Here is a 25547-nt window from a genome sequence, read left to right as displayed (position 1 = left end):
CGGTCTTTTCTATACCCCATCTTGTTTCTTGGGGGCCCGTAGCTCAATTGGTTAGAGCCGACCGCTCATAACGGTCTGGTTGGGGGTTCAAGTCCCTCCGGGCCTACCATGGGTGTCTTGTCGAGTGCCATAAAAGTTGAAATTTTCGCCAGAGAAGCTGAAATTCTCGCCGGAAATGATGAAACTGGCACTCGACAATGTCCTTCCTACTTTGACACTTAAATGGCCGACGTTAACAACCCATTTGAGTGATTGTAGCTAAGGTATTGTCTCCAGAATTGAGATGTTGCTCTGAAGGAGCCAAATGAATGTATCCGAGCCAGACTTGAAGTTTGGGGGGTAGTCATTCAATCGCTGTTTTACTCAAATCTCAGTTGCCCGAGTCTCTAGATATTTTCAAAAACTTGAGAGTTTTCTGCTGCGGCTACAGTGTAGCTCTGGGAGAGATTAACTCAGACTGAGAGAGCAAGAAGAAAGTTTTGAATGCAGGTTTTCAAATTTTTCGGGTTTGCCTTTGAGAGGTTTTCACCACTAGATGGTGTTATTAACCTCTGTAGAGTTCGGTGAAATTTGGCAGTTTTATGTGTAGCTTGTATCGAAGATACAACTACATAGTTATGTTGAACCTCTTTCTGAATTATTTCCTGTGTGCCCTAAAGATTCATCTCAGTTAATCATCATTTGATTTCGAGACGATAATCACGACCGACGGGCTTGACCTCTTTAAGTTCAACCGGGAACATACTCCCATAACGAAAACAACTCATGAGGTCTGAAACGCAAAAACCGCCCCAGAATGTCTGAGACGGTTGGTTACGTCGCTAAATGCGATAAGGTGTGGTTACCTTCTCGTTTAGCACGTTCCCTCCTCTCAGGCAAGCACTGCGTGTCAAGCACGCCACAGGATTACTTTGCCTAATTTCAACTTGAGGAGCAGAACATGTATGAATCAGCAAGGCGGGTCGTGACCCGCAGCAAAGGCCGAGTTGTTGGTCGATTTTTCAGCGGTAAGAACAAGCGCCACGTACCCTGGGAGTCTCAACTTGAGCGGGATTGCATGCGGCTTTTGGATGTATTGCCAGAAGTAGTGACTTACTGGTCGCAACCTTTTGGTCTTATGTACGAATTTTGCGGAAAGGAGCGAATTTACTACCCTGATATTGAGGTTAGAACCAAGACGGGGCGTAAGATTATCGAGGTCAAGCCAAATAACAAACTTATCAAGGATGGCATCTTTGATCGGTTTGAGGTGATACGAGGCCTACTTCAGGATAAAGGATACTCATTTGAGGTCTGGACAGAGGATCAAATTCGTCCTGAGCCTCTATTTTCGAATGTAAACCTCTTGCAGCCCTATCGCCTACTGGGTGGAACAATATATTCCATCATTTCGATCGAGCGTGCTTTCGGTGGGAGAAGGCGGGTATCAGTTAAAGAACTTGCCCGTAAAATCAGCGCTGATGACGCTCTGGAAGCGGTGTTGCCTTACATTGCAGAGGGTAAGCTTTGCGTCGATCTTCATGCACCTATTACAGAGAACAGTCTGGTCTGGTTGTTTGAGGGGGATGCAAAGCTATGACAATGATCCATATCCCGATCAATACACGAATTCGGCTGGATGAGGCAGTTTATAAAGTCACATGCCACACCGAAACCGGTGAACTGAACCTCACATGTTGTCAAACAGGTAAGCCTCGTTTGATTTCCACGCGCAAACTGGTGAAAAAAATCATCGATGGTGAGGCGTCGCTAGATCAGCAAGTCCCTGAAGCCTTGATCAATTCAAAAGATCAAACTGAAAAGCGGTTTGATGCATTTAATGAGAGGGACAAGGCTGTTGCGCGAGAACGGCTAAGTTATGTTGAAAAAGTTGACGAGTATCTTGCTAAAAGCAACTTAACAACAGCTATAAATGACGTGATCCAGAGCGCTGTACTGGGCGGGGTTTCTTTGCCGCCAAGTTTTACTGCGATTTGGAGGTGGTATGATACTTGGATCAAAGGCGGACGGAACATTACAGCTCTCCTTCCTCGGCACCACGTGAAGGGGCGACGACCGACATGTTTGTGCAACCGGTCTTTTGAAATACTTCAGGAAGTTATCGAGGACCAGTACCTCATCCGAACACCGAAGACGAAACTCAGCGTCTTCAAGGAGTTTAAAAGTCGGTTAGTAAGAGAAAATAAGCTTCATCCAGAAGCTGGACGTATGCACATACCGTCTTCGCGAAGCATCTACCGTTTTCTTGCCGGGCTTAATCCCTATGAAGTGATGACAGGCCAAAAAGGGCGAAAAGAAGCTGATAAAGTTTTTGCCTCTGTCGGAGCTGGTGTTGTTGCGAGATTTCCTTTGCACATTGTGCAAGTGGATCATCACTTGATGGACATCATCTTAAGGCTTCAGTCAGGTGAGCTATTGGGAAGACCTTGGTTAACCGTGGCTCTGGACCTTTACAGTCGAATGCCCGTCGGCTTCTACATTAGCTTTGACGCGCCGAGCTATGTTTCTGTCATGCATTGCTTGAAGCATGCAATCCTTCCCAAAGAGCAATATCTCGAACAAGTATTGTCGCAAGTCAAAGCCCAACCGGGTACCATGATGGACGCTAAGTTCTCATCAGAGTGGCCGTGTTTTGGTTTGATGGACACTTTGGTTCTCGACAATGGCCTGGAGTTCCACTCGCAAGATTTGCAGGACAGTTGCAGTCAGCTAGGTGTTTCACTGGAATATAATCCGGCTCGAACACCTCATTATAAGGGCGCAGTTGAACGCTTCTTCGGAACGTTAAACACGAAGCTGATCCATACCTTGCCCGGTACAACATTCTCCAATCCTGAACAGAGAGGAGACTATCAGTCTGAGAAGGCCGCTTGTCTAACGATTGAGGATTTGGAGTTCCTGCTGGCCAAATTCATCGTCGATGACTATGCACTGACAATTCATTCGACGTTGGACGAGCTTCCATTGGAGAAATGGGATGACGGCGTGCAGAAGCATCCGGTTCGTTTCATTTCCGATCAGCAAGACCTGTCTGTATTGCTGTTCAAGGTGAAGCTAAAAAAGCTGACTCGAGCCGGTATCAAGATCATGGGGTTGAGCTATCAGTCGGATGCCGTGCAATTGCTTCGGCAGCGTCTGATGAAAAACGGGTCGGGGAAGCACACTAACCCGGACGTTCGCGTCAAATTCGATCCCGAGGACTTGTCGACGATCTTCGTCGAGGACTCTCATGCGAAGATTTTCCTTCCAGTCACATGTATTTACGAGACATATGCGTCAAAATTATCGATTTGGCGTCATCGCATTATCCGCAAAGCGATGCTCAAGCAAAAGCTGGACCTTAGAAAATCCTCGGAAGATGAATTTCTCGAAGTGCGGCAGTCATTGTTCGAAGTGGCTGAAGATCTCATTAAAAGTCGCCAAAAAAGGAAACGCAAGGCGGCCAATCGCGTCAGCAGCGAGGAAAGGAAAGCTGGCAACGATAATGGTCCGCTACCTGCTTCGGACGGGTCTCCTGAAGATGATAATGACGATGTCATTCCAGATGCCGAATTTACATCACCATTTCAGTCGCCTGAAGAACTTGAGGAGGAATTGAAACGACGGGGATGGAGGTCTTCTCGTGCGGGAAGGCAAAACCGTGATGGGAGTGAGGCGGATGCATGAGTTTGAGAGACGTCTCACCGAAGAACAGGCTGTTAAACTTGCAGCATTTCGGGATCGTAGGATTGCACATGATGCCTTTCAGGATGCGCTGACCAAGATTGCGAACTTCCATCAAACAGGCCGTCATGCTGCCCGGCCGGGCATTCTGACGATGGTCGGTGAAACAGGCGCAGGAAAAACATCCATCATTGAGGATTACTGCAACCTTCACAACGAGAGTGGACAATTCAAGAAGGTCCTGTTTGTCATCGTGCCTGAGAGCTGTACGGTTAAGAACCTGGCCGCAAGCATCTTTATGGCGTTGGGAGATCTGTCGAGTGTGAAAGGCACTCGGCAGGACATGGAACTAAGGATCAAAGACTATGTCGATCGCACGGGTGTCGAGATGTTGATCTTTGATGAGTTTCAGCATCTGACCAACCGCGGGAGTGCGAAACGACAGTATGATGCGGCAGACTGGTTGAAAACTCAGGTGGAGATTTTGCGCAAACCAATCGTATTTGCCGGGCTACCTGAAGTTCACAACATTTTCGCATTGAACCCTCAGCTCGAGACGAGGCGAAACGGCAAGATCGGCATCATGCCCTTTGATCTTGATACGGATGAAAATCGCAAATCTGTATTCCTCTTCTTTCATATGCTGAACAAGCACTTGCCGCTACCAAGGCCTGAACTTTCAGCCCTTAATGACCCGAACGCGATCAAATATGTCGTTGACGAGAATAAAGGGCTTCTTGGTTACATGATGAAAGTTGTCCATCATGCGACCGAGAAAGCATTGATTGAGGGGGATGAAACGCTCCGGTTTCAGCATCTTCACGATGCTGTGCAGGAATTGGGGGGTGTGACCTTCGAGGTTGGGCAAACAACGATCCGTCCCGGGAAAAACAAGAAACCTAGGGGCAAAGACAAAGGTAAGGGAGGTCTATATGACATCCTCTAGATCCCTCCTTTTTAAATCTCCCCCGATCCAACACGAGAGTCTGGTCGGCTATCTGATCAGAATAGCCGAACTGAACCGGTATCCACGCATGTCCTGGATAGGAAACTTGGCTGGGGTTAATCTCACGGAAGAAACCTTGTCCAAGATGAGCACACGCCTCGGGCGCTTAGCCAAAGTTGTTGGCGCTTCAGATGACGAGATGAAGTCCCTCTGCCATTACGTGAGTGCAAAGGGAAACAATCTACACGTTATCCTGTCGATGGGAGAGATTATCCCCAAACAATACCTTTACTGGCCAAGTCAACGTGTCTGTTTTTCATGTTTGCGTGAAAAAGGCTTCGTTTCGGGTTTGTGGGATATGAAAGCCGTTACGCACTGTCCGGAACATGGCGAATTGTTGCGTGACGCCTGTCCGGTTTGCAAGGAACCCGTAACATTCAACAGGGGGCGTTTAGCCCCCTGTCTACCCGGGTGCCAGTATAGAGGTCATGGAAGTGAGTGCTTAGATTCAGTCAGGGCACTCATGCAACTCATATCCAACAAGTTCCTTGGTATCGAATTCGATTTGACCGAGTTTGGTTTTCCGAAACAGATTGTGGATGGCGATCTTTATATGCTTCTGCAAACAATATCCTTTTTGGCAATGCGTTCCTGGCGCGGCGACAGCGACATTGACCATGGATGGTTGGACGCAAGACCAGAAACCATGATTGAAAAGATGAATCATGCTGCCGGAGCATTGGTTAACTGGCCTTCCGGGTATTTCAAATTCCTCGACGATATCTGTGCGGGTAAGGGGGCACCCAATGGCGCAATTGTGATGCATTGGATGTTTGGTGGGTTTTACAAGAGCCTTGTTTCACAGCAAAAGCAGTTAGGGTTCCTGTTTGACGGGCTTCAGGATTACATGAACCGTCGGCTGAATGACCGCATTTTGACAGGCAGAGGATGTCCTTCTGTGCTGAAGAAGCGTGATCGACGGATTTATGTGCCGGGCTTTATTGCTCGAAAGCAATTGGGAGTTGGTCGCCAGGAATTCAAACGCCTTGTCGACCGGCATTACCTTCAGAGCAAACCTTTCGACACCAGCTATGGTAAGATGATCTGCGTGCATCGCGACAGTGTGCGTGAGTATGCTGAAACCAGATCACGTTTTGTCGGAAGAAAGGAGCTTTCAGAAGAACTCGGTCTGTCCCTTCACTCGCTCTACAGTTTGAGTACCGCTAGCATTCTTAATCCATTTCACTCGCCCGAAAAGGACGGGTGGCCAAAGTGGTGGTATGACAGGCAAGTCATCGATGACTGGCTGGGCGGTTTGCGAGAAACCGCCAAACGACCAGCTACAGGAAAAAGAACGATTCAGTTGTCTAAAGCTGTTGCCAAATACAATCATATGGGCCTGACATATAGTAAATTGTTCAATGCTATAAACTATGGGGCTCTGAGATTATATCGTCGGCGACTGGATACTGAAAATCTGCTGGAGTATTTTTCCTTGGACGAGGCTCAACTGAATAAGTGGTATCTCGCTCGCGGCTAGGTATGTGACATCGATTTTCACATAGCCAACATTCGCTAGTTGGAAATATCTGAGCTTTGAATGGCTTCATTGACGATGCTGAGATCTCTTATCCATCTGTTTGTCGATAAATTCCTATCTTATTATTGAGTTTGTCGACAAAATGCTTGGATTGTTCGATCTTGTTGGCGGAACTGTTGCACATGCAGTCGTTGAAGAAACTGCCTGAAATTTTCACGACGTCACCATCGTCGCGGCAAATGATTTCCAATGCACTGAAGACCAACAGAGAGAGACGGCTGGCACGTGGGCTCTACACGAAGGATCTAGATACTCCACTCGAAGACTATGTGCGCCGTCATCTTTGGGAAATCGTCACAAAGATTTACTCAGAACCTGTGCTTGACGGACGCACAGCCCTTCAGAATGGGCCAGACAATGATGGGTGCATCTTTCTCATCACCTCAACTGCTCGGGATACTGTTCTGCCTGGTTTGACCATTTATGCCCGCCGGGGACATCAGCCGCTTTCAGACGACACCAGAACCAAAAACGGCATATATATTCCGAGCCCGGCACGTGCCCTGATCGAAAGTATGGTTCCGTCCCGTACCTCGTCGCGGCGTATTGCTCGAACATATAGCCGGGATGAACTCAAGGCGTATCTAGAAGCCTATTTGGAGCGGTATGGAGAAGACGGCCTAAGCCGGTTGCGCGATCAGGTGCCTGCGGTCGGACAGCAGTTGGGAATGACAAAGGAAGCTGAAAAGCTTGATCAGATCATTGGTGCCCTGCACGGTGCAAATAATGTTCTCCTAGAAGCAGGCGGACGCACAGACAGGGGCGAATCCCGGATTGATGCTGATCGTGTGGTTCTGTTTGAAAAGCTATTTACGGCACTGCACGAGTTCATCCCCACAGGTCGCCCAGTCTCTGCCATGAACCCAGCCAACAATGAACTGAGTGCTTTCTATGAGGCTTACTTTTCCAATTTCATTGAGGGGATCAAATTCGACGTAGAGGAAGCGCGAGACATCATCTTTACAAACAAGGTTCCCCAGGGACGCTTAGAGGATTCTCAGGACCTTTTTGGGACGTGGCAGGTGGTTTCCGGTGCAGCACATATGTCTTCGCCCTCAACGAGTTTTGACGCCTTTATTCGCCAATTAAGAACAGATCATGTTAGCGTCATGCAGGGGCATTTGGGCAAGAACCCTGGTGTGTTCAAGGCCAAAGACAACATGGCAGGAGGCTATGTCTTTGTGTCTCCTGAAAAGGTGGCGGGCACCCTGGAAGAGGGATTTGCCATGCTTGATCAGCTTAAAGGCGGGTTCCGGCGTGGTGTGTTTGCAATGTTTCTGATCAGTGAGGTGCATCCCTTCGATGATGGCAATGGACGGATGGCACGCATTGCCATGAACAGAGAAATGTCGGCTGACAATCAGTCGAGAGCTATAATCCCCCCAGTATTTCGAGATACATATTTTGTTGGCTTGAGAAGTATGTCCCGATTGGGAAATACAACGGCCCTGATCCGTATGCTTGATTTTGCTCAGCTTTGGACATCTGAGGTGCTGTGGCAAGATTGGGCTGAAACGCGCAGCATTCTTGAGGCATGTAATGCGTTTCTGGAGCCGGAAGAGGCGAATGAACACTATCTGCGCCTTGAGCGTCCGCGATAGGTCTGTTGTACGTCGTAGTCCTGGGCTTCACGCCCAATCCAAGCTTGAGAGCGCGGTAAAATCATATTCAGTGATCTAAATGATCTCTCGTCCGACACGAGGAGACGTTTCTAGCCACCTACTGTCCGTGTTTGTTTGGGAGAATTCTTCCGGATTCGTGGCAGCCAGAAGTTCGTCCAGCGTATAGAGTGGCGCGTCCCCCTACCGAAGTATGAGTACGCCATCTTTTACTGAAGCAGAAAGGATTTACCTTTCTTTAATATCTAGTCTGGAAACCAGGTCATCAGGCAAAGTCAGTGTTAACTCATCATCTCGTTTGGAAATTTTGCAGGGCTACATTTTTGCGTTCTCACTGCTCAAATACTGTTTTCTTCGTAAACAAGGCCCTTAAGGCCGGAGTTGGCCTGAATCACAAGGGAGCCGACCAGATAGTCAGGGATGCTTTTGGTTTTTGAGAGTTTGGCTGCTTTACGGATGAGCCTCTCGTCATCACGGCGGACTGTGATGGACAGTCCGCCGGTCAATTGCGCCTTGTTGCATGCGGAATCCATTGGTTTGCTCCGAATTCATATGATGACGGACAAGTGTGCCAGCAAGGCTATATGTAGCAGGGAAGATGATAAATCCTTCCAGCAGCATTCACTGGTTAGTGACTCTCGCGAAAAACAAGATCTTCCGGTTTTACAGGGCTAAATGATGTCGATGTGTATGCATTTCCTTGAGGACCGTAGGGCCAGTCATCGAGATAACGTCTTACGGTGAGAAGGTCGTCTTGTGTGCCGAGGAGCATTACTTCAAGTGGGGACAGTCCTGAAAAGACAATTCCGGTATGGGAGGCTTGAAGCCATGTCATGGCTTCGGCGGGATTTACGAACAGATTTGTAAGCTGCTTATGAATGCCAAGGATTGCCGAAATCCTGATCAAGGTGTCTTTTGACAAGGTAATAGCTTCGTGCTTCGCAGTTTTTACTATCCAGCGCCGATAGGTGGAAATTGCAGGGTCTCCAAGAAGGATACAGCGTTGTTGATGCGTAAGACCCCAGATGTCTGTAATAGAGTGAAAAGCACGCAAACCTGGACCACTTAGCCGTTTGCGATCGCTGGCGGATGTACGTGCCGAACCGATGACTTGAATGGCATCTCTGACCTGATCGCTCATTGGAGTGTTCCGTTCTTTGGGAATCTGGAAGAGGTTATTGAAGCACTGTTTATAGGGACAGACAAGACGACCAGATCAAATAATGCCCCTATCCGGAAAGTCGGATAGGGGCGGGTTTTGCTCGATGTTCGAAAGAATTAATGGGAAGTTCTGCTTGTCTCTTTTTGCTCCTGCAGCAGTTCAAGTGCAGGTTTGAGATAGCAGGAGACATAGAAATATTGTCTGTCCATCAGAGCTTTCTTGAGTGCGAGTTCCAGAAGTGTCTCCAAACTTGGTTGTTCACGCATAACCTTCCTTCTTTCGAGATATCGGGCTCATTGCCCAGCACAGAAAAACATGGGCATGGGGGAAGGTGCTGTGATCTGCCTCGTCAAGGTTGATTTACAATCGATAATTCTGCCTCAAAAAAAAATGTTCTCTTCTGGCCAACCTGTTTTCATTCAAACGGGTCAGACCGGAATTTGATCTCAAGTCTCTCAGGGTAGAATGAAACATCGGCTGCCTCAGGACTGTAAAAAAGGGTCGCCAGACTGGGCTCAGGCGTGTTCGTAACAAGCCGATCATAGTCTGCATATGTCAGCAGGACATGAGATGGATGGCCGTTGGTTGTGATCATAACCGGGCCTTTTTCTGCCGCCTGTCTGGCCATGGCAAAATTTCGAGCCACTTCTTGACTTGTAAGTGTGGTTTTCGTCATACCCTGCTCCTTGCGATTGTCTTGGAGTCTTTGGGGGTGGTCATTCAAGAGGCTGATTGACCGCGGAACACATTTTGTTCGCGAAGCTGTATGTCTGTCGGGGGAGATCGTGACGACCAAACGTTACCAACAGCACGGACTATTAATATCTGCCTTGTTCCAGATACTGTCAAACGACATTCTCTCTTGCCAGTAACATGGCAAAGTGCACCACGTTTGAAAATCGATAGTCATGATTTTCATTGATCCAATGTCTGTTTTTTATCATGCGTAGTTTGTCATAATTCGGGGATATGGACCCCGGTCACTCGATTGCTTTCTTGCTATGTGTTTCTGATGTAGCCCTTGTTGGCCAAATCCTGGACTTTCTCAGGTGAATATCCCAGCATCTCTGTCAGGACTTCAGATGTATGTTCGCCAAGGAGGGCGGGGGCACCGGATTGTACCGCACCTTTGCCATCAAACTGGATCGGGCCGCGGACAATGCGCATCTCGCCCGCGACCGGATGGGTGACGGTTTCAATCAGGCCCTGTTGTGCGACGTGATCCTGTTCAAGGGCCTCACCGATGCTCAGGATCGGGGCGTTGGGGACATCGAATGTGCTGAGCCGGTCAAGCCAGTATTCGGTTGAGTCCTGTTGCATGCGGTTGAAAATCATTGGTTCGAGCTCATCCCGATTTGCCAAACGCTGTTCATATTGCGCAAAGCGCGGGTCCTCGATCAGGTCTTCCATATCAAGGCAGCGTGCAAAATTGTGCCAGAATCGTTCGGTCAGGCAGGCAACGATCACATACCCGTCCGAGGTTGGGAATGAACCGTAGGGCACGATGCTTGGGTGGCGGGTGCCAACCGGTTCCGGGCTTTTGCCGCTAACAAAATAGATCTGTGACAGGTAGCCCTGAAGTGCGATCAGGCTATCGAGCATGGCGATTTCAACATGGCGACCGTGCCCGGTTTGATTGCGTTCATGCAAAACGGCGAGAACGCCAAACAGCGAGAAGATACTGCCTGCCATGTCGCCCAAGGGAAGACCCAGCTTGTTCGGGGCCTGATCTGGTTCACGGTTGACGCTCATCACCCCTGAAAGGGCCTGGGCTACAATATCGAACGCTGGCTTGTTGCCATGCGGGCTGTTTTTGCCAAAACCCGTGATCGAGCAATAAATCAATCCGGGATTGTCGGCCTTGAGTGTCTCGTAACCCAAACCAAGCCGATCCATGACGCCGGGGCGGAAGTTTTCAAGAACAATATCACTTTGGGCAGCAAGCTTGCGCGCAATTTCGCATCCCTCTTCGGATTTAAGATCAAGGCTGATGCTCTTTTTGCTGCGGTTCAGTGCAATGTAGTAATGGCTTAGCGGTCCCTGAAATGGCGGGAAGTTTCGCGTTTCATCGCCTTTCTCAATCGGCTCGACCTTGATAACTTCGGCGCCAAGATCCGCCAGAACCATGCTGGCATAGGGGCCGGAAAGGATGCGGGAGAAATCAAGGACCTTGATACCCGAAAGCGGGCCGGTTGTGGAGTTTGCGGTTGTCATAGGTTAGCGCGCTTTCTTGATGATCTTCATGACAGAGGTGGCCGTTGCAATCAGCGAGTTATCGGCCGTGATTTCAGCATCGACAAACATCATTGATCGGGTGGCATGACGAATGGTGACATTGGCTTCCAGAAGATCGCCAGATGTCGCTGAGGCAAGGAACCGTGTGTCCATCTGGATTGTCACCGTTGGGGATCGGTCTGCAGCTTGCCAAGCTTCCATCGCCATCACCTGGTCAAGCAAGCTGGTAATGACACCGCCATGAATGACACCGATGGCATTCTCGTGGTTGGCTGTTGTCTGCAGGCTATAGGTCTTGCGGCCATCCACTCGACGAGATCGAACAGGTCCAATCATACTGATAAAGCCGGGAATAGAGAGTCCCCGCCAGTCTTCGGTGGTCGTTGCTTTCTCTGACACGTTTTTTAACTCCCTGGCATTGCTTGCATTTCGTTGATTCTGTCCCGAATGGTTTGCAATGCCTCGGCCAGTTTCGGAACTTCCTTGTTCTGTAATCTTTCACTGATGCCGATTGCCACCAGTGAGCGGACCATTTGATCATTCTGATCCAGGATCGGAACGGCGACGACGGTTACACCGGAGATGTACGCGCCGCGGTCAACGGCATATCCCTGCTTTCGGACCTGATCGATTTCAGCCCGCCACTCTTCAAAGCTGGGCGGATGATCCCAAGCCAGTTTCTTGAACCTGGAACGCATGGTGTCTTCGTCCATCTCATTGAATGCCGCGACACAACGACCCGTCGCGGAAATCAGCAATGGGAAGCGACTGCCCAAATCGACCTGTAGGCGGAATGGCAGGTTTGATTGCGAGAGTGCAACCACCACCATTTGGCCGGGTTCTGCAATCTGGGTGGCAATGCCCGTGACGCCAAATTGCGTTGAAAGCGCTGATAGATGCGGCTGTACAAGGGCTGAAAAGGTGTTTTTCTGAAGCGCTGACCGGGCCAGCGGCAAGATGCCGATACCAATTGAATAGCGTTTGATTTTTGGCTCAAACTCAACGAGTCCCTCATCCTGAAGAACCCGCAGAATATGCATGCATGTACTCGGGACAAGGTCCAGTTCACGGGCAATAGGATTTACACCCATCGGTTCTGACGATTTTGCCAAAAACCTGAGGATTGCCAAGGCACGCGTGACGGCAGGGACCTGTCTTTTGTTATTCGGGGTTTCTGGCTTTTCGGTCATCTCATCCTCTGACAACGGTAAATTTGTTGTCTATATACAATAAGTAAAGCGTATTGACAATAATGTTCTGATCTCCCTATCGTTGTCAACGAACAGTTCGGGACGTCGATGACGAACCCGAAAGCAAAATTCGGGAGGAGACCGGACATGACCCGTTTGACGGATTTTCAATCCTACGCGGATGCCCAGAAGCACTTTTCACGCGATGCGCTTTGGGCGCTGTTTGATGGAAGCCGCCAGACTTTCAATATCGCCCATGAATGTGTTGATCGGCATGTAGGCACAGGCGGTGTAGCTGTGCGCGTTGCCCATTCGGATGGGCGTGATGAACTGATCCGTTTTGACGAACTGGCAAAGCTTTCTTCGCAGTTCGCCCATCTCCTGCAGGCGAAAGGGATTGGCAAGGGAGACCGCATTGCGGTCATGCTTGAGCCGTCTTTGGCATTCTATGTGGCATTGTTCGGGGCCATCAAAATGGGCGCGGTTGCTGTGCCGATGTTTACCCTGTTTGGCCCGGAAGGCATTCGTTTGCGCGCAGATGATTGCAAGCCGCGCCTCATTTTTACCAATGCTGAAAAGAAGAATGACGCGGATGAAGCCGGCAATCTTGATGTCGTTGTTGCCGACGATGCATTCATCAAATCACTTGCCGATTTTCCAGATCATTTTGACTGCGACACGGCCGGTGATGATCTTGCCGTTTTGCAATACACATCGGGCACAACCCGGTTGCTGCCCGCGGCTGTAAAACATACCCACCGGTCATTGGTGACATTGATGGTTGCGGCATTGTACGCAACGGGCATTCGTCCCGGTGACCGCTTCTTCTGCCCGTCGTCGCCAGCCTGGGGGCATGGTCTTTGGCACGGGACGCTCGCACCGCTTGCACTTGGTGTTTCTACCGGAACATTCAGCGGCAAGTTCGATGCCGTGCGCCTGCTCAAGGCCATCCAGGACTATAAGATTACCAACATGTCCGCAGCTGCCACCCATTACCGCATGATGCGTAACACCGGGCAGGCAGAAAACTTCACCTACGCGATTGAGAAGCTTTCCTTCACCGGAGAACCGATTGATAGCGAAAGCGCGCGTTACATTGAAAATCTCTTCGGTACGAAGGTTTGCTCGATGTATGGCACCACCGAAATCGGTGTGATCCTGGCAAACTATCCGGGCGCGCCCGACTTTGATGTGCGCGAAGGATCCATGGGCAAGGCTGTCCCGGGCGTTGAAGTTGAAGTTCAGGATGCCGAGGGCAACCCGGCAAAGCCAAATGTCACTGGCGAACTGATGGTGCGCAAGCAGGGCGAATGGTTCCCGACCAAGGATCTCGCCCGGATCGATGCCGATGGATACTTTTATCATGCCGGGCGTGCCGATGACGTGATCATTTCGGCGGGCTGGACCATGAGTGCGGTTGAGATCGAGGATGCGATCCTCAAACACCCGAAGGTTGCCGAGGCAGCCGCCATTGGCGTGCCCGACAAAGTACGTGGCCAGGTGGTGAAGGCCTTTATCGTTCTGAAAGACAGCTTCGAGGATGGCCTGACAGAGGAAATTCAGGATCTGGTCCGTACCAATCTGAGCCGTCACGAATATCCCCGTCATGTGGATTATGTCACCGACCTGCCGAAAACCCCGGCAGGCAAGGTGAACCGCAAAACCCTTCGAGATCAGGAAGCAAAACAGGGCACTGCCGCCTGATGGCGTGTGGTGATCCAAGGTTATTTTCAGTGAGGAAATGAGACATGAACGAGATTTCGCAAAGACGTTTTCCGAAAATTACGCAAGAAGGTCTTGATGACCTGAGCAAGCGTATCGGTGTCAAAATCGAGAAAACAGTCGAGCCATGGTGCTACGAAGCAACCCGCGACAATATTCGTCACTACGCCCATGGTATCGGTGATGACAATCCGCTCTGGTGTGATCCGGAATACGCAAAGACCACCAAATATGGTGATGTGATCGCCCTGCCGAGCTTTCTGTTTGCTACCAGCCGTATTATTTCCGGTTATGTTGGCGGTCTTCCGGGCGTCCATGCGATGTGGTCCGGTGCTGATTGGGCTTGGTACAAGCCGATCATGCGCAATACCGAGGTCCGCACCGTCGCCCATCTGAAGGATCTGGTTGAGCACAACACACGTTTTGCCGGTCGCGCCATTCAGCAGATTTATCATGTTGATTTCTACGATGCGAAAACCGGTGACATGCTGGCAGAAGCAGACAGTTGGTGTTTCCGTACTGACCGTGATCAGGCCCGCGAGAACGGCACGAAATACACTGAAGCGCGTTCGCGTCCGAAACGTGTTTACACCGATGAAGAGCTCGCAGAGTTCACCAAGTATTACGAGCAAGAAACCATCCGTGGGTCCGAAACCCGTTATTGGGATGACGTCGCCGAAGGCGAAGCATTGCCGACCATGGTCAAGGGCCCGATGACGGTTACCGGCTTTGTTGCCTATGCGCAGGGTTGGGGTGGGCTTTACATCCGTGCCAATAAATTGGCGTGGCAGCTTCAGCAGAAACACCCGAATGCCGGTATCAAAAACCGCTTTGGTATCCCGGATTGCCCGGAGCGCGTGCATTGGGAGGAAGAGTTTGCCCTAGAAGTTGGCGCGCCGGGTGCTTACGATTATGGTCCTGAACGAACCTCATGGCTCCAGCACCAGGTCACGAACTGGATGGGCGATGACGGTTTCCTCTCTCAGGCTAAATGTCAGGTCCGCCGGCACAATCCAGAAGGCGACATCATCCTGATCAATAGTGAAGTCGTCCGCAAATATGAGGAAGGTGGGCGTCACTTCGTGGAAATTCGCCAGCGTGCGGAACAGCAAGACGGTGAACTGTCGGCCATTGGTTCGGCGATCGTCGAGTTGCCCAAGCGCTAATCCTTTTCATGCTTCAACCTCAAGGAGGCTGGGTTGAGCGTTTTTGGAAAGATACTGCATCGGATTGAGGACATCCTCCATTGGGGAGGGTGCCTCGCCCTTGTCATCGTCGCGGTGCTGATTAATGCAGATATCGTTATGCGAATGGTTGCAGGTATCCCGGTTCAGATTCAATTCGAAATGACGGAATTGTATCTGATGCCGGCGCTGGCAGCGCTTTCGCTGTCGCGGGTCTATCGCGGCGGTGGTCATCTTGCACTCGATTTTATGACGTTTGAGTTGAAGGGGGGTATGGGAACTCTCGTCAACAAATTGCGCACGCTCATGCCGGCACTGTTCTTTGCAGCAGTGACGTACATGTCAGGGTCGTTTGCCTTGCGGGCGTTCATGCGTGGTGAAGTCGAGTACGGGGTGATTGATTGGCCCCTTGGCTGGGCCTATGCCGCAATTCCGCTGGGGTGCGGTTTGCTCTCGTTAAGATTGCTTTATGACACGTGTCAAAAATCAACGGCCGAAGCATCTTGAAACAAAGATAATGTCTGGGAGGATTACACAATGAAGAATACCGGAAAGATATTGGCGATCATGGCTGGTGTTTTTGCATTCGGTACGGATGCAAGGCCGGCTTCTGCGGAGACATTGCGGCTGGGGGATTTCCAGTCCACCAGTCATATTATCTCGATTGAAGGTACGACACGCTGGATGTTTGCCGTTGAGCAGGCGACTGGTGGCGAAATCTCCTTTGAGCACTTCCCGGCACAGCAAGCTGCAAAATCAGCAGCCCAGCTTGATGCGGTAAATAACGGCATTCTTGACGTATCGCTGCTTGGCGCGCTGTATCACAGCGAGGTGCTGCCGCTGAACTCTGTGGTCGGCTTGCCTGGTTTTTATGGTACTGCGGTTCAGGGAACGGAAGCTCTGCAAAGCATGCTTAAGGAAGGCCCTCTGCGCGATGAGTTCCTTGAAGCAGGTGTCATGCCGATCTTTGGTTTCGTTTTGCCGCCCTATCAGGTGCTTGCCAAAGAGCACCTTGGTGGCGTGAAAGACTGGAAAGCACTTGATCTGCGCACATCAGGCTCGACCCAGGCCATGACGGCACGTGCATTGGGTGCCGTCGGGATCTCGATCCCGGGTCCAGAAGTGTACACCGCTGTTGAGCGTGGTCGTCTTGATGGCATCCTGTTCCCGCTGGCTTCCGTGCCGGGATACAACTTGCAAGAGGTTGTCAGCCATATCTCCACCAACGGTTCTTTCGGTGGGTACAGCTTCGTCATGGTGATGGGCAAAGACAAGTTCGAAGACCTGTCATCCGACGCGCAGATAGCCATGATCGAGGAAGGTGGCAAAGCCGCAACGCACCTTGCCAAGGTTCAGGATGACTCTGTCAAACAGCTGACTTTGGAATGGGAGGCCCAAGGGCTGAATGTCTATGAGTTCACCGAAAGTGAGCTGGATGAATTGCGTAACGCAATGAAAGCGGTCAGCGCTGATTGGGTTGAACGGATCGATAACGACAAGGCCGAAATGGTTCTTGAGGCTTACCAGGAAAAGGTCTCGGGCAACTAATTCCAGGACTTCTCAGCCTGTCATTGAAGGGTGGCTTCCCGCATAGCGTTGTGGGAGCCACCCCCTTCACGGAGCGTGCGTTTTATTCATGCTTACTTTTTTGCTTATTTTGGTCCTGCTTGCAGTTCTGATGGTTTTTCGGATGCCAATTGCATTCGCCATGGGGATTTCGGGCTTTGTCGGTTTGGTGCTTCAACTTGGTTACAAGCCAGCTTTGGCTGTTCTTGAACGCGCCTTTTTTGATACATCGGCCTCTTTTATTCTTGTGTCGATACCTTTGTTTATTCTGATGGCCGAGTTGCTGACTGCTGGTGATGTGACGCGCCGAGCCATCATTGCCTGTCAGAATTGGGTGGGGCATTTCAAAGGCGGATTGGCAATGGCGACGGTGGCTGCCTCTGTTCTGCTTGCGGCCCTTGTCGGAAGTTCAACTGCGTCGACCGCTGCGATGGCGGCTTCGGCATTCCCCGAGATGAAACGCCACAAGTACCATGACAGTCTTGCGGCGGCGGTGGTTTCTGTTGGCGGAACGCTGGCGGTCGTTGTGCCGCCAAGCATTGTTCTGGTTGTTTACGGGGTCCTTACTGAAACTTCTATCGGTAAACTGTTTATCGCCGGGATCGTGCCAGGCCTGTTGACTGCGGCCGGGTTGTGTACAGTTATCAAGATTATTGCCCATCGCACGGATCATGCGCCAAAGGGCGATCCGTTCAAGTTCGGCAAGGCGGTTAAATCCAGTGTCAATGTCTTCCCGATTGCGCTTTTGATCATCGCGGTGATCGGGGCAATATATGGTGGCATTGCCTCACCTTCCGAGGCGGCAGCACTTGGTGTAATGGGATCGCTGATTGTTGTGTTGGCACAGGGTACCATCAGCATGCCAGGGGTCGGAAAATCTCTGAGCGGTGCAATCCGTGCAACCGTGATGATTGTTGCCATCATTGCCTGTTCTGCGATCTTTTCGAATTATCTTGCCTTTACCCGTGTGACGCAAAATCTCTTGGAATTTGTCAGCAATACCGAGATGCCACGCGAAGTCATCTTGGCGATGATGGTGCTGATCCTGCTTGTAATGGGCATGTTCATGGATCAGCTCGCGATTTTATCGCTTGCGATGCCGCTGGCCTTTCCGACTGCGATGGCGCTTGGATATGACGCTGTCTGGTTCGGCATCATCGTTACCAAAACTGTTGAGATCGGGCTTCTTACACCGCCACTTGGGCTGAATGCCTATGTTGCGGGGGCTCAAACTGGTGTTCCGCTCGGATCTATCTTCAGGGGGTTGATCCCCTTCCTGATCATGGAGATCGTGGTTCTGATTGTGTTGATCATGATCCCGGACATCACGCTGTATCTGCCTGGCCTTATGGGGCGCTGAGAAGGCCCAAGAAACAAAGCGGCCAGCGCTCCTTCCTCTTAGCGGATGCGATCAAAATCGCATCTGAACGGGGGCGGCTTGCCGGAATGCATGGAGTAACCAGATGACGATTATCCAAAGTACGCTTTCTGAAAGCACCCCCGGTTTTTCCGATAACCGGGATGCCTTGATGCAACAGTATGATGAGGTTGCGTCGGAAGCCGCCCGCATTATGAAGGGGGGCTCGGATGCAGCCCGCGATCGTCATGTAAAACGTGGAAAACTGCTGCCGCGTGACCGAATTGCGAACCTGATCGATCCGGGTTCTCCGTTTTTGGAAGTCGGCCTTTTTGCCGCCCACGGAATGTATAACGATGAAATCCCGTCTGCAGGCGTTATTGCAGGAATAGGCAATGTTGAAGGTCGGCAATGCATGATCCTGTGTAACGATGCCACGGTTAAAGGCGGGACGTATTTCCCGATGACGGTCAAAAAACATCTGCGTGCGCAAAATATCGCCGAGGAGAACCACCTTCCCTGCATTTATCTGGTGGATTCTGGTGGGGCGAACCTGCTGAACCAGGACGAAGTTTTCCCTGATGAAAACCATTTCGGGCGGATTTTCTATAATCAGGCGTGTATGAGCGCCAAAGGAATTGCGCAAATATCGGTGGTCATGGGGTCATGTACTGCGGGCGGGGCGTACGTGCCTTCAATGAGTGATCAGACCATTATTGTTCGCGAACAAGGCACCATCTTTCTTGCCGGGCCGCCATTGGTAAAGGTCGCGACCGGTGAGGTGGTTGATGCAGAAACGCTTGGTGGTGGTGATACGCATACCCGATTGTCGGGGGTCGCCGATTATCTGGCCGATAACGACGAACATGCACTTGCCTTGGCGCGAGAAATTGTCAGTCACCTTGGTCCGCAACATCGGCCCGACGTTGATATTGCCGAACCACGGACGCCAAAATATGATGCTGCCGAGGTTATGGGCATTGTTCCTCAGGACACCAAAACCCCTTATGACGTGCGTGAAATCATTGCTCGTTTGGTTGACGGTTCTGATTTTTCCGAATTCAAGCCGCGCTTTGGTACGTCGCTTGTGACCGGGTTTGCCCATATTGACGGGCTTCCAGTCGGGATCATCGCCAACAATGGGGTTCTTTTCTCTGAAAGCTCCCAGAAGGGTGCACATTTCATCGAACTTTGCTGTCAGCGCAAAACACCGATCCTGTTCTTGCAAAATATCACCGGCTTCATGGTTGGTTCTAAATACGAAGCCGGCGGGATCGCCAAAGATGGTGCGAAACTGGTTACAGCTGTTTCGACTGCAAACGTTCCGAAAGTCACCGTTGTGATCGGTGGATCTTATGGTGCGGGAAACTACGGGATGTGTGGTCGTGCCTTTGGGCCACGCTTTGTCTGGATGTGGCCCAATGCGCGTATTGCGGTGATGGGGGGCGCTCAGGCGGCTGGCGTGCTTGCCGATGTGAAACGTGCTGGCATCGAGGCGCGCGGTGGATCCTGGTCCGAAGAGGAAGAAGCAGAATTCAAGCGTCCGACGGTCGAGATGTTTGAACGCCAGTCTCACCCGCTTTATGCCTCTGCGCGTCTTTGGGATGACGGTGTCATTGATCCCAGAAAAACCCGTGATGTCGTGTCACTTAGTCTCAGGGCTGCATTGAATGCGCCGGTTGAAGAGACGAAGTTTGGCCTGTTTAGGATGTAATTATGAAACCGCTTTTTTCAAAAATTCTGATCGCGAACCGTGGTGAAATTGCCTGCAGGGTGATTGAAACCGCCCACAAACTGGGCATTGCGACCGTGGCGGTCTATTCCGAAGCAGATGCAAATGCCATGCATGTCAACCTCTCGGATGAGGCCGTTCGTATCGGGCCTGCGCCGGTGGTGGAAAGCTACCTGAAAGCTGATCGTATCATTCAGGCTGCCCTCGATACCGGGGCCGAGGCCATCCATCCGGGATATGGTTTCCTGTCGGAAAACCCGAACTTTGTTGAGGCCGTCCAAGCAGCTGGTTTGATCTTTATTGGGCCTTCGGCCGATGCAATTCGTGCCATGGGATTAAAGGATGCCGCAAAGAACCTGATGGTTGAGGCTGGTGTTCCTGTGGTGCCTGGATATCAGGGGGAGAACCAGGACGCGGCATTCTTGGCCCGAAAAGCAGATGAAATCGGTTATCCCGTCCTGATCAAGGCCCGCGCAGGCGGTGGTGGCAAAGGTATGCGCAAGGTCGAAGCGCCCGCAGACTTTGCCGAGGCCTTGCAATCAGCCATCCGCGAAGGTGAGTCCTCCTTTGGGGACGGCCATGTTCTGATTGAAAAATATATCACCTCGCCGCGCCACATTGAGGTGCAGGTATTTGGGGATGGTATGGGCAATGTTGTACATTTGTTCGAGCGTGACTGTTCCTTGCAGCGTCGCCATCAAAAGGTCATAGAAGAAGCGCCGGCCCCCGGTATGAGCCAGGAGGTCCGGTCTGCTGTAACTTCGGCTGCGGTCGCCGCCGCAAAAGCAATCGGTTATCAGGGGGCTGGGACCGTTGAATTTATTGCTGACGGTTCCGATGGTCTGCGTACAGACGGTTTCTGGTTTATGGAAATGAACACCCGCCTGCAGGTCGAGCACCCGGTCACTGAGGCGATTACGGGTCTGGATCTGGTCGACTGGCAGATCCGTGTTGCGGCGGGACAAGAAATTCCGGCTACACAAGACCAAATCCGGATGTCTGGACATGCGTTTGAAGCGCGTCTTTATGCCGAAGATCCGTCGAACAGCTTTTTGCCAAGTACCGGCAAGCTGCATCACCTGCAATTTGATCCCAATGCCCGCAACGATACCGGTGTGCGTTCTGGGGATGAGATTTCGCCATGGTATGACCCGATGATTGCCAAGGTCATCGTACATGGCACAACGCGCGAAGAAGCGCTTGAGAAACTGTCAAAGTCCCTGAAGCGAACGCACGTTGCCGGTACCGTTACCAATGCAGCTTTCCTTGATGCTTTGGCTCGCCACGAAGGGTTTGAGTCCGGTGCGTTCGATACTGGACTGATTGACAGAGACATCGAGAAACTGGTTGCCGTTGTCCCCGTTGATGAGCTTGCTGTGGCGTTTGCGTGTTTTGCGGCATTGCAAATTGATTTCGGTGCCGAGCGCGTGGGCTGGTCGCTTTGGGGTGGAGCACGCCGCACGATCAGACTGCTGCATGAGGATGAGGTCTTGGAGCGCTCAATTGTGTTCGAGGACGGTGGCAAGGTCCGGGTACTTGGCGATTCAAAAGAAGTGATGCTGTTTGACGTTCAAACGGTGGGCACAACGTTGCAGGCACGGACAGGTCAATATAGCGAGGCCGTCAGCGCCGATGCGGTTTGTGCTGATCTGTTAGGTCAAACGTTGGTGTCGATCAGGTTCCGAGGCCGTGTCGTCGATTTCATTTGCCCCGATCCGTTGGCCGATAGCGGCATTAACAGTGATCAGGGCAAGCTCGTTACCGCCCCAATGACGGGGGTCGTGATCGCATTGGATGTCGAAGCAGGCGCCGCGGTTAAAGCCGGTCAACGACTGGGCGTCATGGAAGCGATGAAAATGGAAACGGCCATTATCGCCCCAATTGATGGCGTGGTTGAGACGGTGAATTGTCACGTTGGCGAGACCGTTGAAGGTGGTGTTGCCCTAGTGACATTCCACGAGGACGCGATCAAAGAGGACGCGGCATGAGCGACGTTCTGATTTATGAAGTAGGACCGCGCGACGGGCTGCAAAATGAAAAAAGCATCATTCCGACTGATGCGAAAATCGCCCTGATTGATGCTTTGTCCGGTGCGGGTTTCACGAAAATTGAAGCAACAAGCTTCGTCTCCCCAAAATGGGTGCCGCAGCTTGCCGACGCCGCCGAGGTCATGGCAGGTATCACGCGGGATCCTGCTGTGACCTATGCTGCATTGACCCCCAATATCAAGGGGTTCGAGCGAGCAGTTGCGGCTGGTGTCACGGAAGTTGCTGTGTTTGCTGCCGCATCAGAAGGCTTCAGCCAGAAGAACATTAATTGTTCGATTGCTGAAAGTATCGAACGGTTCAAGCCGCTTTTGCAGTCTGCGACGGCCTCAAACATTGTCGTTCGTGGCTATGTGTCATGCGTTGTTGAATGTCCTTATGAGGGTGCTGTTCAGCCGGAAAGCGTCAAAGACGTCACGCAGCAATTAATTGATCTTGGCTGCTATGAGGTGTCTTTGGGCGATACAATTGGTGCAGGCACACCCTCGTCCATTCAGAAAATGCTCGAAGAGGTGCTGAAATCTATCCCCGCCAGTAAGCTGGCAGGCCATTTTCATGACACGGACAATCAGGCAATCGACAACGTCTTCGCCAGTCTTGAAATGGGCATACGCACCTTTGACAGTGCTGTCGGGGGATTAGGCGGTTGCCCTTATGCGCCTGGTGCGAAGGGGAATGTTGCGACGGGCGAACTCGTCGATGCGCTTGAAAAAAGGGGCTGGCAGACCGGGATTGATTTGCGCCAGCTTAGCGTAGCGGAACAGCAAATCCGAGCGCTTGTCACAGGGCACATGAACGATCAGGAGGCTGCCCAATGAATTACGAAATGACCCGGCTCGATATTGATCCGCGCGGTGTGGCAACCGTTTCGCTGGCGCGCGCGGAAAAACATAACGCGATGAATGCGCGCATGATTGATGAATTAAGCGATGTGGCAAAATCTCTTGCCGCGAACGGAGATGTTCGTGTTGTGGTGCTGGGCGCGGATGGCAAAACATTCTGTGCTGGTGGTGATCTTGGCTGGATGCGCGATCAAGCCGAACTCGACCGCGATGGCAAAATGACAGGCGCGAACGCACTGTCTGAAATGCTGCACGCTTGGAACAGCTTGCCAAAACCGGTAATCGGGCGGGTTCAGGGTGCCGCATATGGCGGTGGTCTTGGTTTGATATCGGTTTGCGACATCGTGGTCATGACGGAAAACATCAAACTTGCACTGACTGAAACGCGCTTGGGCCTGATACCCGCAACCATTGGCCCGTTTGTTGTCCGGCGTCTGGGAGAAGCCTTCGCACGACAGGTGTTTTTCAATGCCAAGCCGTTTGGTGCCGAATTCGCATTGCGATCGGGTTTGGCGGCGGTCGTGTGCAGGGATCAAGATATCGACGGAAAAGTCGAACAGGAAATATCATCCCTGCTTGGCTGCGCACCGGGGGCGGTTGCCGCCGCAAAGCAACTTTGCCGACAGTTAAGCGAGACGCCGCTAGGTGAAACCGTTGAATTAACTGCGGGGGCGTTGGCTGATCGATGGGAGACCGACGAAACCCGTGATGGTATTGTCGCATTCTTTGACCGCAAAGACCCGCGGTGGCGAGAGGCCTTATAGGCGCTCTATCTCATAGACGATCTATGGTTTGTTTGAAGTGTCTGACCGGTTGACTTGCAATGTGACAGTACCCGTGATCGTCTGCCCGGGGCTCAGAATGCAAAGCCCGGTTTCAGCCGTTGGTTCGGGCAGGGTCGCAAATGCGCCAGCAACGTGGGACGTGGGTTCGATGCACAGGTAGTCTTTTTGGCGCAGCAAAGTTAAATGTGACAAGCCGCTAGTTGCAGATAACATGATTGTGGTTCCGACACCAATCTGTGCTGTTGCTTTGGACCAGTTGGCGAAATGTTCGGTTATGCCGAACTGTAGTGCGCAGCTTTCGATGCAGTGTGGCGGCTCAAACGCTTCGGGCTGGTTGGTCTCGTGGTTTTCCTGCCATTGAGTTTTGGCATCGGTGAAGACTTGCCCATCATATGCGGGTTGAAAATATGGATGCCAGCCAAGGCCGCCGGGCATGTTTACGTTGCCAGAATTGGTAAGTTCCAAGGCGACGATCAATTGGTCTTCATGAAGCTCGAAGCGTTGTGTGGCTGTAAAATGGTATGGCCAGTCATGGTCGGGCGCAAAGACAAGCTCCATTGCAATGAAGCTTGTCCCCTTGTCGGTGACGTGCCATGGGCGCTGATGGGCGGGGCCATGCATTGTATCGAGGCCATTCGCCGCATTGGCGCTGAGCTGGATTTTTCGTCCATTAAGCCGGAATGCTGCGTTGCGCACACGATTGTGAAATGGAAAAAGCGGGAAAGCACCGGCTTTTGGCCATTGGGCAGGTGGAAAGGATGCGTCGCGCAGCGGAACAATCAGATCGCCGTGATCGGCATGGCGCAAAGAAAGCATGCGCCCGCCTGCCAAGGGCTGAAACATTGCCTCGAAGGTTTGGTTGCGGATGGTGTGGCGCGCAGATACCGGGTCTGAGAAGTGGCAATCTGACGCACCTTTGCACGATGTCATGACGGGCGCCATCTTAATGTCCCGTCATGATCAATGACGCAAAACCGTCCGCCTTGAAAATGCTCGGAAATGGTTGGCAGCGGCGATGGGAGTTCGTTTTGGGTTTCAGGACCTGCAACGGCATTTGCACTGTCGATCGGTGTGTAGCCAAGCTTGGATGCGGTGCTGTTGTCCCACCAGCTTCCGGCAACCTCCGAAACACCGAAAACCGTCGTGCAAGTGATGTCGGGATGTTCCAGGCCAATCAGTACAAGCTGTGCCAGATCTCTGGCGCTGACCCAGATTTTCGCAGAACGGGCGTCTGTCGGGCGTTCTCCGGCATTGCCGATACGAATGTTCAATGAGCGAATGCCGAACTTGTCGAAATAAAGCCCTGCTTCGAGTTCGCCCCAACATTTACTGAGTCCATACAGGCTATCGGGGCGCATCGGATCGGTTTCGGTGATCTTGGTTTTGCGCGGGTAAAAGCCGATGGCATGGTTTGATGAGCCAAAAACAACGCGGTTAATGCCGTTTTGGCGTGCAGCCTCAAGCACATTATGGGTGCCCAGCACGTTAACGCGCAGAATGTCGTCGATCCCGCGTTCATTGGGGTGGCCTGCAAGATGGATGATGGCGTCGACATCGGTCAGGTTTTCGCTGAGCTCCGTGTGATTGGAAATATCGACCTGTGCCCACGTCTCGTTTTCTGCGAGCGGGCTGGGGTCGGCAATATCGAGGATTTTTATGGGGCCAACTTTTCTGCTAAGCGCTTTGCGCAATGCCTTTCCAACTCTGCCAGCGCCCCCTGTCATTGCGATGGATTTAGTGCTTTTAGCAATCGGAGGGCGTGTCATGTCCGAAGTAGCGTTTTCGTTGCGTTTTCTGGGATTATCCATCCGTCATCCGCCTCCGGGCATGCGTTGTTGCGGGTCGTGAATTGGGGAAAGCATTTCAGGTCCTGATATTCCGATTTTTTATGGCGTTGTT

General features: G+C 51.6%; 22 protein-coding genes and 1 tRNA gene. 15 read left to right on the top strand and 8 right to left on the bottom strand.

What is annotated here, in order from left to right; all coding sequences use genetic code 11:
* Nucleotides 1-32: 32 nt before the first annotated feature.
* From AMM48_RS10225 to AMM48_RS10200, 6 genes are all read left to right on the top strand, one after another.
* Nucleotides 33-109: transfer RNA gene (locus tag AMM48_RS10225), tRNA-Ile, on the top strand.
* 831 nt (nucleotides 110-940) lie between these two features.
* Nucleotides 941-1579: a TnsA endonuclease N-terminal domain-containing protein gene (locus AMM48_RS10220; protein WP_102783931.1), complete on the top strand. Its 639-nt coding sequence runs from the start codon at nucleotides 941-943 to the stop codon at nucleotides 1577-1579.
* The gene (locus AMM48_RS10215) at nucleotides 1576-3666 is read left to right on the top strand and encodes a Mu transposase C-terminal domain-containing protein (protein ID WP_102783930.1); all 2091 of its coding nucleotides are present in this window, start codon (nucleotides 1576-1578) and stop codon (nucleotides 3664-3666) included. Before AMM48_RS10220 ends, AMM48_RS10215 begins: the two co-directional genes overlap by 4 nt.
* Entirely contained in the window at nucleotides 3659-4609 is a 951-nt protein-coding gene (locus AMM48_RS10210; protein ID WP_158246453.1) for a TniB family NTP-binding protein, read from the top strand. The genes AMM48_RS10215 and AMM48_RS10210 overlap by 8 nt, the downstream gene beginning before the upstream one ends.
* Nucleotides 4596-6149: a TniQ family protein gene (locus AMM48_RS10205; protein ID WP_102783928.1), complete on the top strand. Its 1554-nt coding sequence runs from the start codon at nucleotides 4596-4598 to the stop codon at nucleotides 6147-6149. The genes AMM48_RS10210 and AMM48_RS10205 overlap by 14 nt, the downstream gene beginning before the upstream one ends.
* 182 nt (nucleotides 6150-6331) lie before the next feature.
* Nucleotides 6332-7810, top strand: a complete 1479-nt coding sequence (locus tag AMM48_RS10200) for a Fic family protein (RefSeq protein WP_102783927.1) — start codon at nucleotides 6332-6334, stop codon at nucleotides 7808-7810.
* 356 nt (nucleotides 7811-8166) lie between these two features.
* Here AMM48_RS10200 and AMM48_RS10195 read toward each other — a convergent pair whose 3' ends face one another.
* From AMM48_RS10195 to AMM48_RS10170, 6 genes are all read right to left on the bottom strand, one after another.
* Nucleotides 8167-8361, bottom strand: coding sequence for a hypothetical protein (locus AMM48_RS10195; protein ID WP_102783926.1), 195 nt, complete (start codon nucleotides 8359-8361; stop codon nucleotides 8167-8169).
* Nucleotides 8362-8456: 95 nt separating this feature from the next.
* A complete protein-coding gene (locus AMM48_RS10190; RefSeq protein ID WP_102783925.1) occupies nucleotides 8457-8969 on the bottom strand; it encodes an MbcA/ParS/Xre antitoxin family protein in 513 nt (170 codons plus the stop codon).
* A gap of 436 nt (nucleotides 8970-9405) precedes the next feature.
* Entirely contained in the window at nucleotides 9406-9666 is a 261-nt protein-coding gene (locus tag AMM48_RS10185; RefSeq protein WP_102783924.1) for a type II toxin-antitoxin system prevent-host-death family antitoxin, read from the bottom strand.
* A gap of 323 nt (nucleotides 9667-9989) precedes the next feature.
* Complete coding sequence (locus AMM48_RS10180; RefSeq protein ID WP_102783923.1) at nucleotides 9990-11204, bottom strand: CaiB/BaiF CoA-transferase family protein; 1215 nt, start codon at nucleotides 11202-11204, stop codon at nucleotides 9990-9992.
* A gap of 3 nt (nucleotides 11205-11207) precedes the next feature.
* Nucleotides 11208-11624 carry a PaaI family thioesterase gene (locus AMM48_RS10175; RefSeq protein WP_198413521.1) on the bottom strand — a complete coding sequence of 139 codons (417 nt, stop codon included), beginning with the start codon at nucleotides 11622-11624 and terminating at the stop codon, nucleotides 11208-11210.
* Between the two features lie 5 nt (nucleotides 11625-11629).
* The gene (locus AMM48_RS10170) at nucleotides 11630-12415 is read right to left on the bottom strand and encodes an IclR family transcriptional regulator (RefSeq protein ID WP_102783922.1); all 786 of its coding nucleotides are present in this window, start codon (nucleotides 12413-12415) and stop codon (nucleotides 11630-11632) included.
* A gap of 147 nt (nucleotides 12416-12562) precedes the next feature.
* On the opposite strand from AMM48_RS10170, the gene AMM48_RS10165 reads away from it, so the two are divergent.
* The 9 genes from AMM48_RS10165 (at nucleotide 12563) to AMM48_RS10125 (ending at nucleotide 23627) form a co-directional block, all read left to right on the top strand.
* A complete protein-coding gene (locus AMM48_RS10165; protein ID WP_102783921.1) occupies nucleotides 12563-14119 on the top strand; it encodes an acyl-CoA synthetase in 1557 nt (518 codons plus the stop codon).
* A gap of 44 nt (nucleotides 14120-14163) precedes the next feature.
* On the top strand, nucleotides 14164-15303 hold the full coding sequence (locus AMM48_RS10160; protein ID WP_022731324.1) for a MaoC family dehydratase N-terminal domain-containing protein: 1140 nt from the start codon (nucleotides 14164-14166) through the stop codon (nucleotides 15301-15303).
* A gap of 33 nt (nucleotides 15304-15336) precedes the next feature.
* Nucleotides 15337-15828, top strand: coding sequence for a TRAP transporter small permease (locus AMM48_RS10155; protein WP_022731325.1), 492 nt, complete (start codon nucleotides 15337-15339; stop codon nucleotides 15826-15828).
* Between the two features lie 30 nt (nucleotides 15829-15858).
* On the top strand, nucleotides 15859-16869 hold the full coding sequence (dctP, locus tag AMM48_RS10150) for a TRAP transporter substrate-binding protein DctP (protein ID WP_198413520.1): 1011 nt from the start codon (nucleotides 15859-15861) through the stop codon (nucleotides 16867-16869).
* A gap of 88 nt (nucleotides 16870-16957) precedes the next feature.
* On the top strand, nucleotides 16958-18247 hold the full coding sequence (locus AMM48_RS10145; protein ID WP_102783920.1) for a TRAP transporter large permease: 1290 nt from the start codon (nucleotides 16958-16960) through the stop codon (nucleotides 18245-18247).
* 103 nt (nucleotides 18248-18350) lie between these two features.
* Nucleotides 18351-19958 carry a carboxyl transferase domain-containing protein gene (locus AMM48_RS10140; RefSeq protein ID WP_102783919.1) on the top strand — a complete coding sequence of 536 codons (1608 nt, stop codon included), beginning with the start codon at nucleotides 18351-18353 and terminating at the stop codon, nucleotides 19956-19958.
* A gap of 2 nt (nucleotides 19959-19960) precedes the next feature.
* Entirely contained in the window at nucleotides 19961-21964 is a 2004-nt protein-coding gene (locus AMM48_RS10135) for an acetyl/propionyl/methylcrotonyl-CoA carboxylase subunit alpha (RefSeq protein WP_102783918.1), read from the top strand.
* Nucleotides 21961-22839: a hydroxymethylglutaryl-CoA lyase gene (locus AMM48_RS10130; protein ID WP_102783917.1), complete on the top strand. Its 879-nt coding sequence runs from the start codon at nucleotides 21961-21963 to the stop codon at nucleotides 22837-22839. Before AMM48_RS10135 ends, AMM48_RS10130 begins: the two co-directional genes overlap by 4 nt.
* Nucleotides 22836-23627, top strand: a complete 792-nt coding sequence (locus AMM48_RS10125) for a crotonase/enoyl-CoA hydratase family protein (protein ID WP_102783916.1) — start codon at nucleotides 22836-22838, stop codon at nucleotides 23625-23627. Before AMM48_RS10130 ends, AMM48_RS10125 begins: the two co-directional genes overlap by 4 nt.
* 21 nt (nucleotides 23628-23648) lie before the next feature.
* On the opposite strand, the gene AMM48_RS10120 is transcribed toward AMM48_RS10125, so the two are convergent.
* Both AMM48_RS10120 and AMM48_RS10115 read right to left on the bottom strand, forming a co-directional pair.
* Nucleotides 23649-24578, bottom strand: a complete 930-nt coding sequence (locus AMM48_RS10120) for a hypothetical protein (RefSeq protein ID WP_158246452.1) — start codon at nucleotides 24576-24578, stop codon at nucleotides 23649-23651.
* Nucleotides 24575-25372 carry an NAD(P)-dependent oxidoreductase gene (locus AMM48_RS10115; protein ID WP_279627489.1) on the bottom strand — a complete coding sequence of 266 codons (798 nt, stop codon included), beginning with the start codon at nucleotides 25370-25372 and terminating at the stop codon, nucleotides 24575-24577. The genes AMM48_RS10120 and AMM48_RS10115 overlap by 4 nt, the downstream gene beginning before the upstream one ends.
* Nucleotides 25373-25547 lie beyond the last annotated feature (175 nt).

Origin of the sequence: Thalassospira sp. GB04J01, from assembly GCF_000751115.1 — a bacterium.
Taxonomy (GTDB): Bacteria; Pseudomonadota; Alphaproteobacteria; order Rhodospirillales; family Thalassospiraceae; genus Thalassospira; species Thalassospira lucentensis.
The sequence above is the reverse complement of the archived record's forward strand: the minus strand, read 5'-3'. Positions and strand labels throughout refer to the sequence as shown.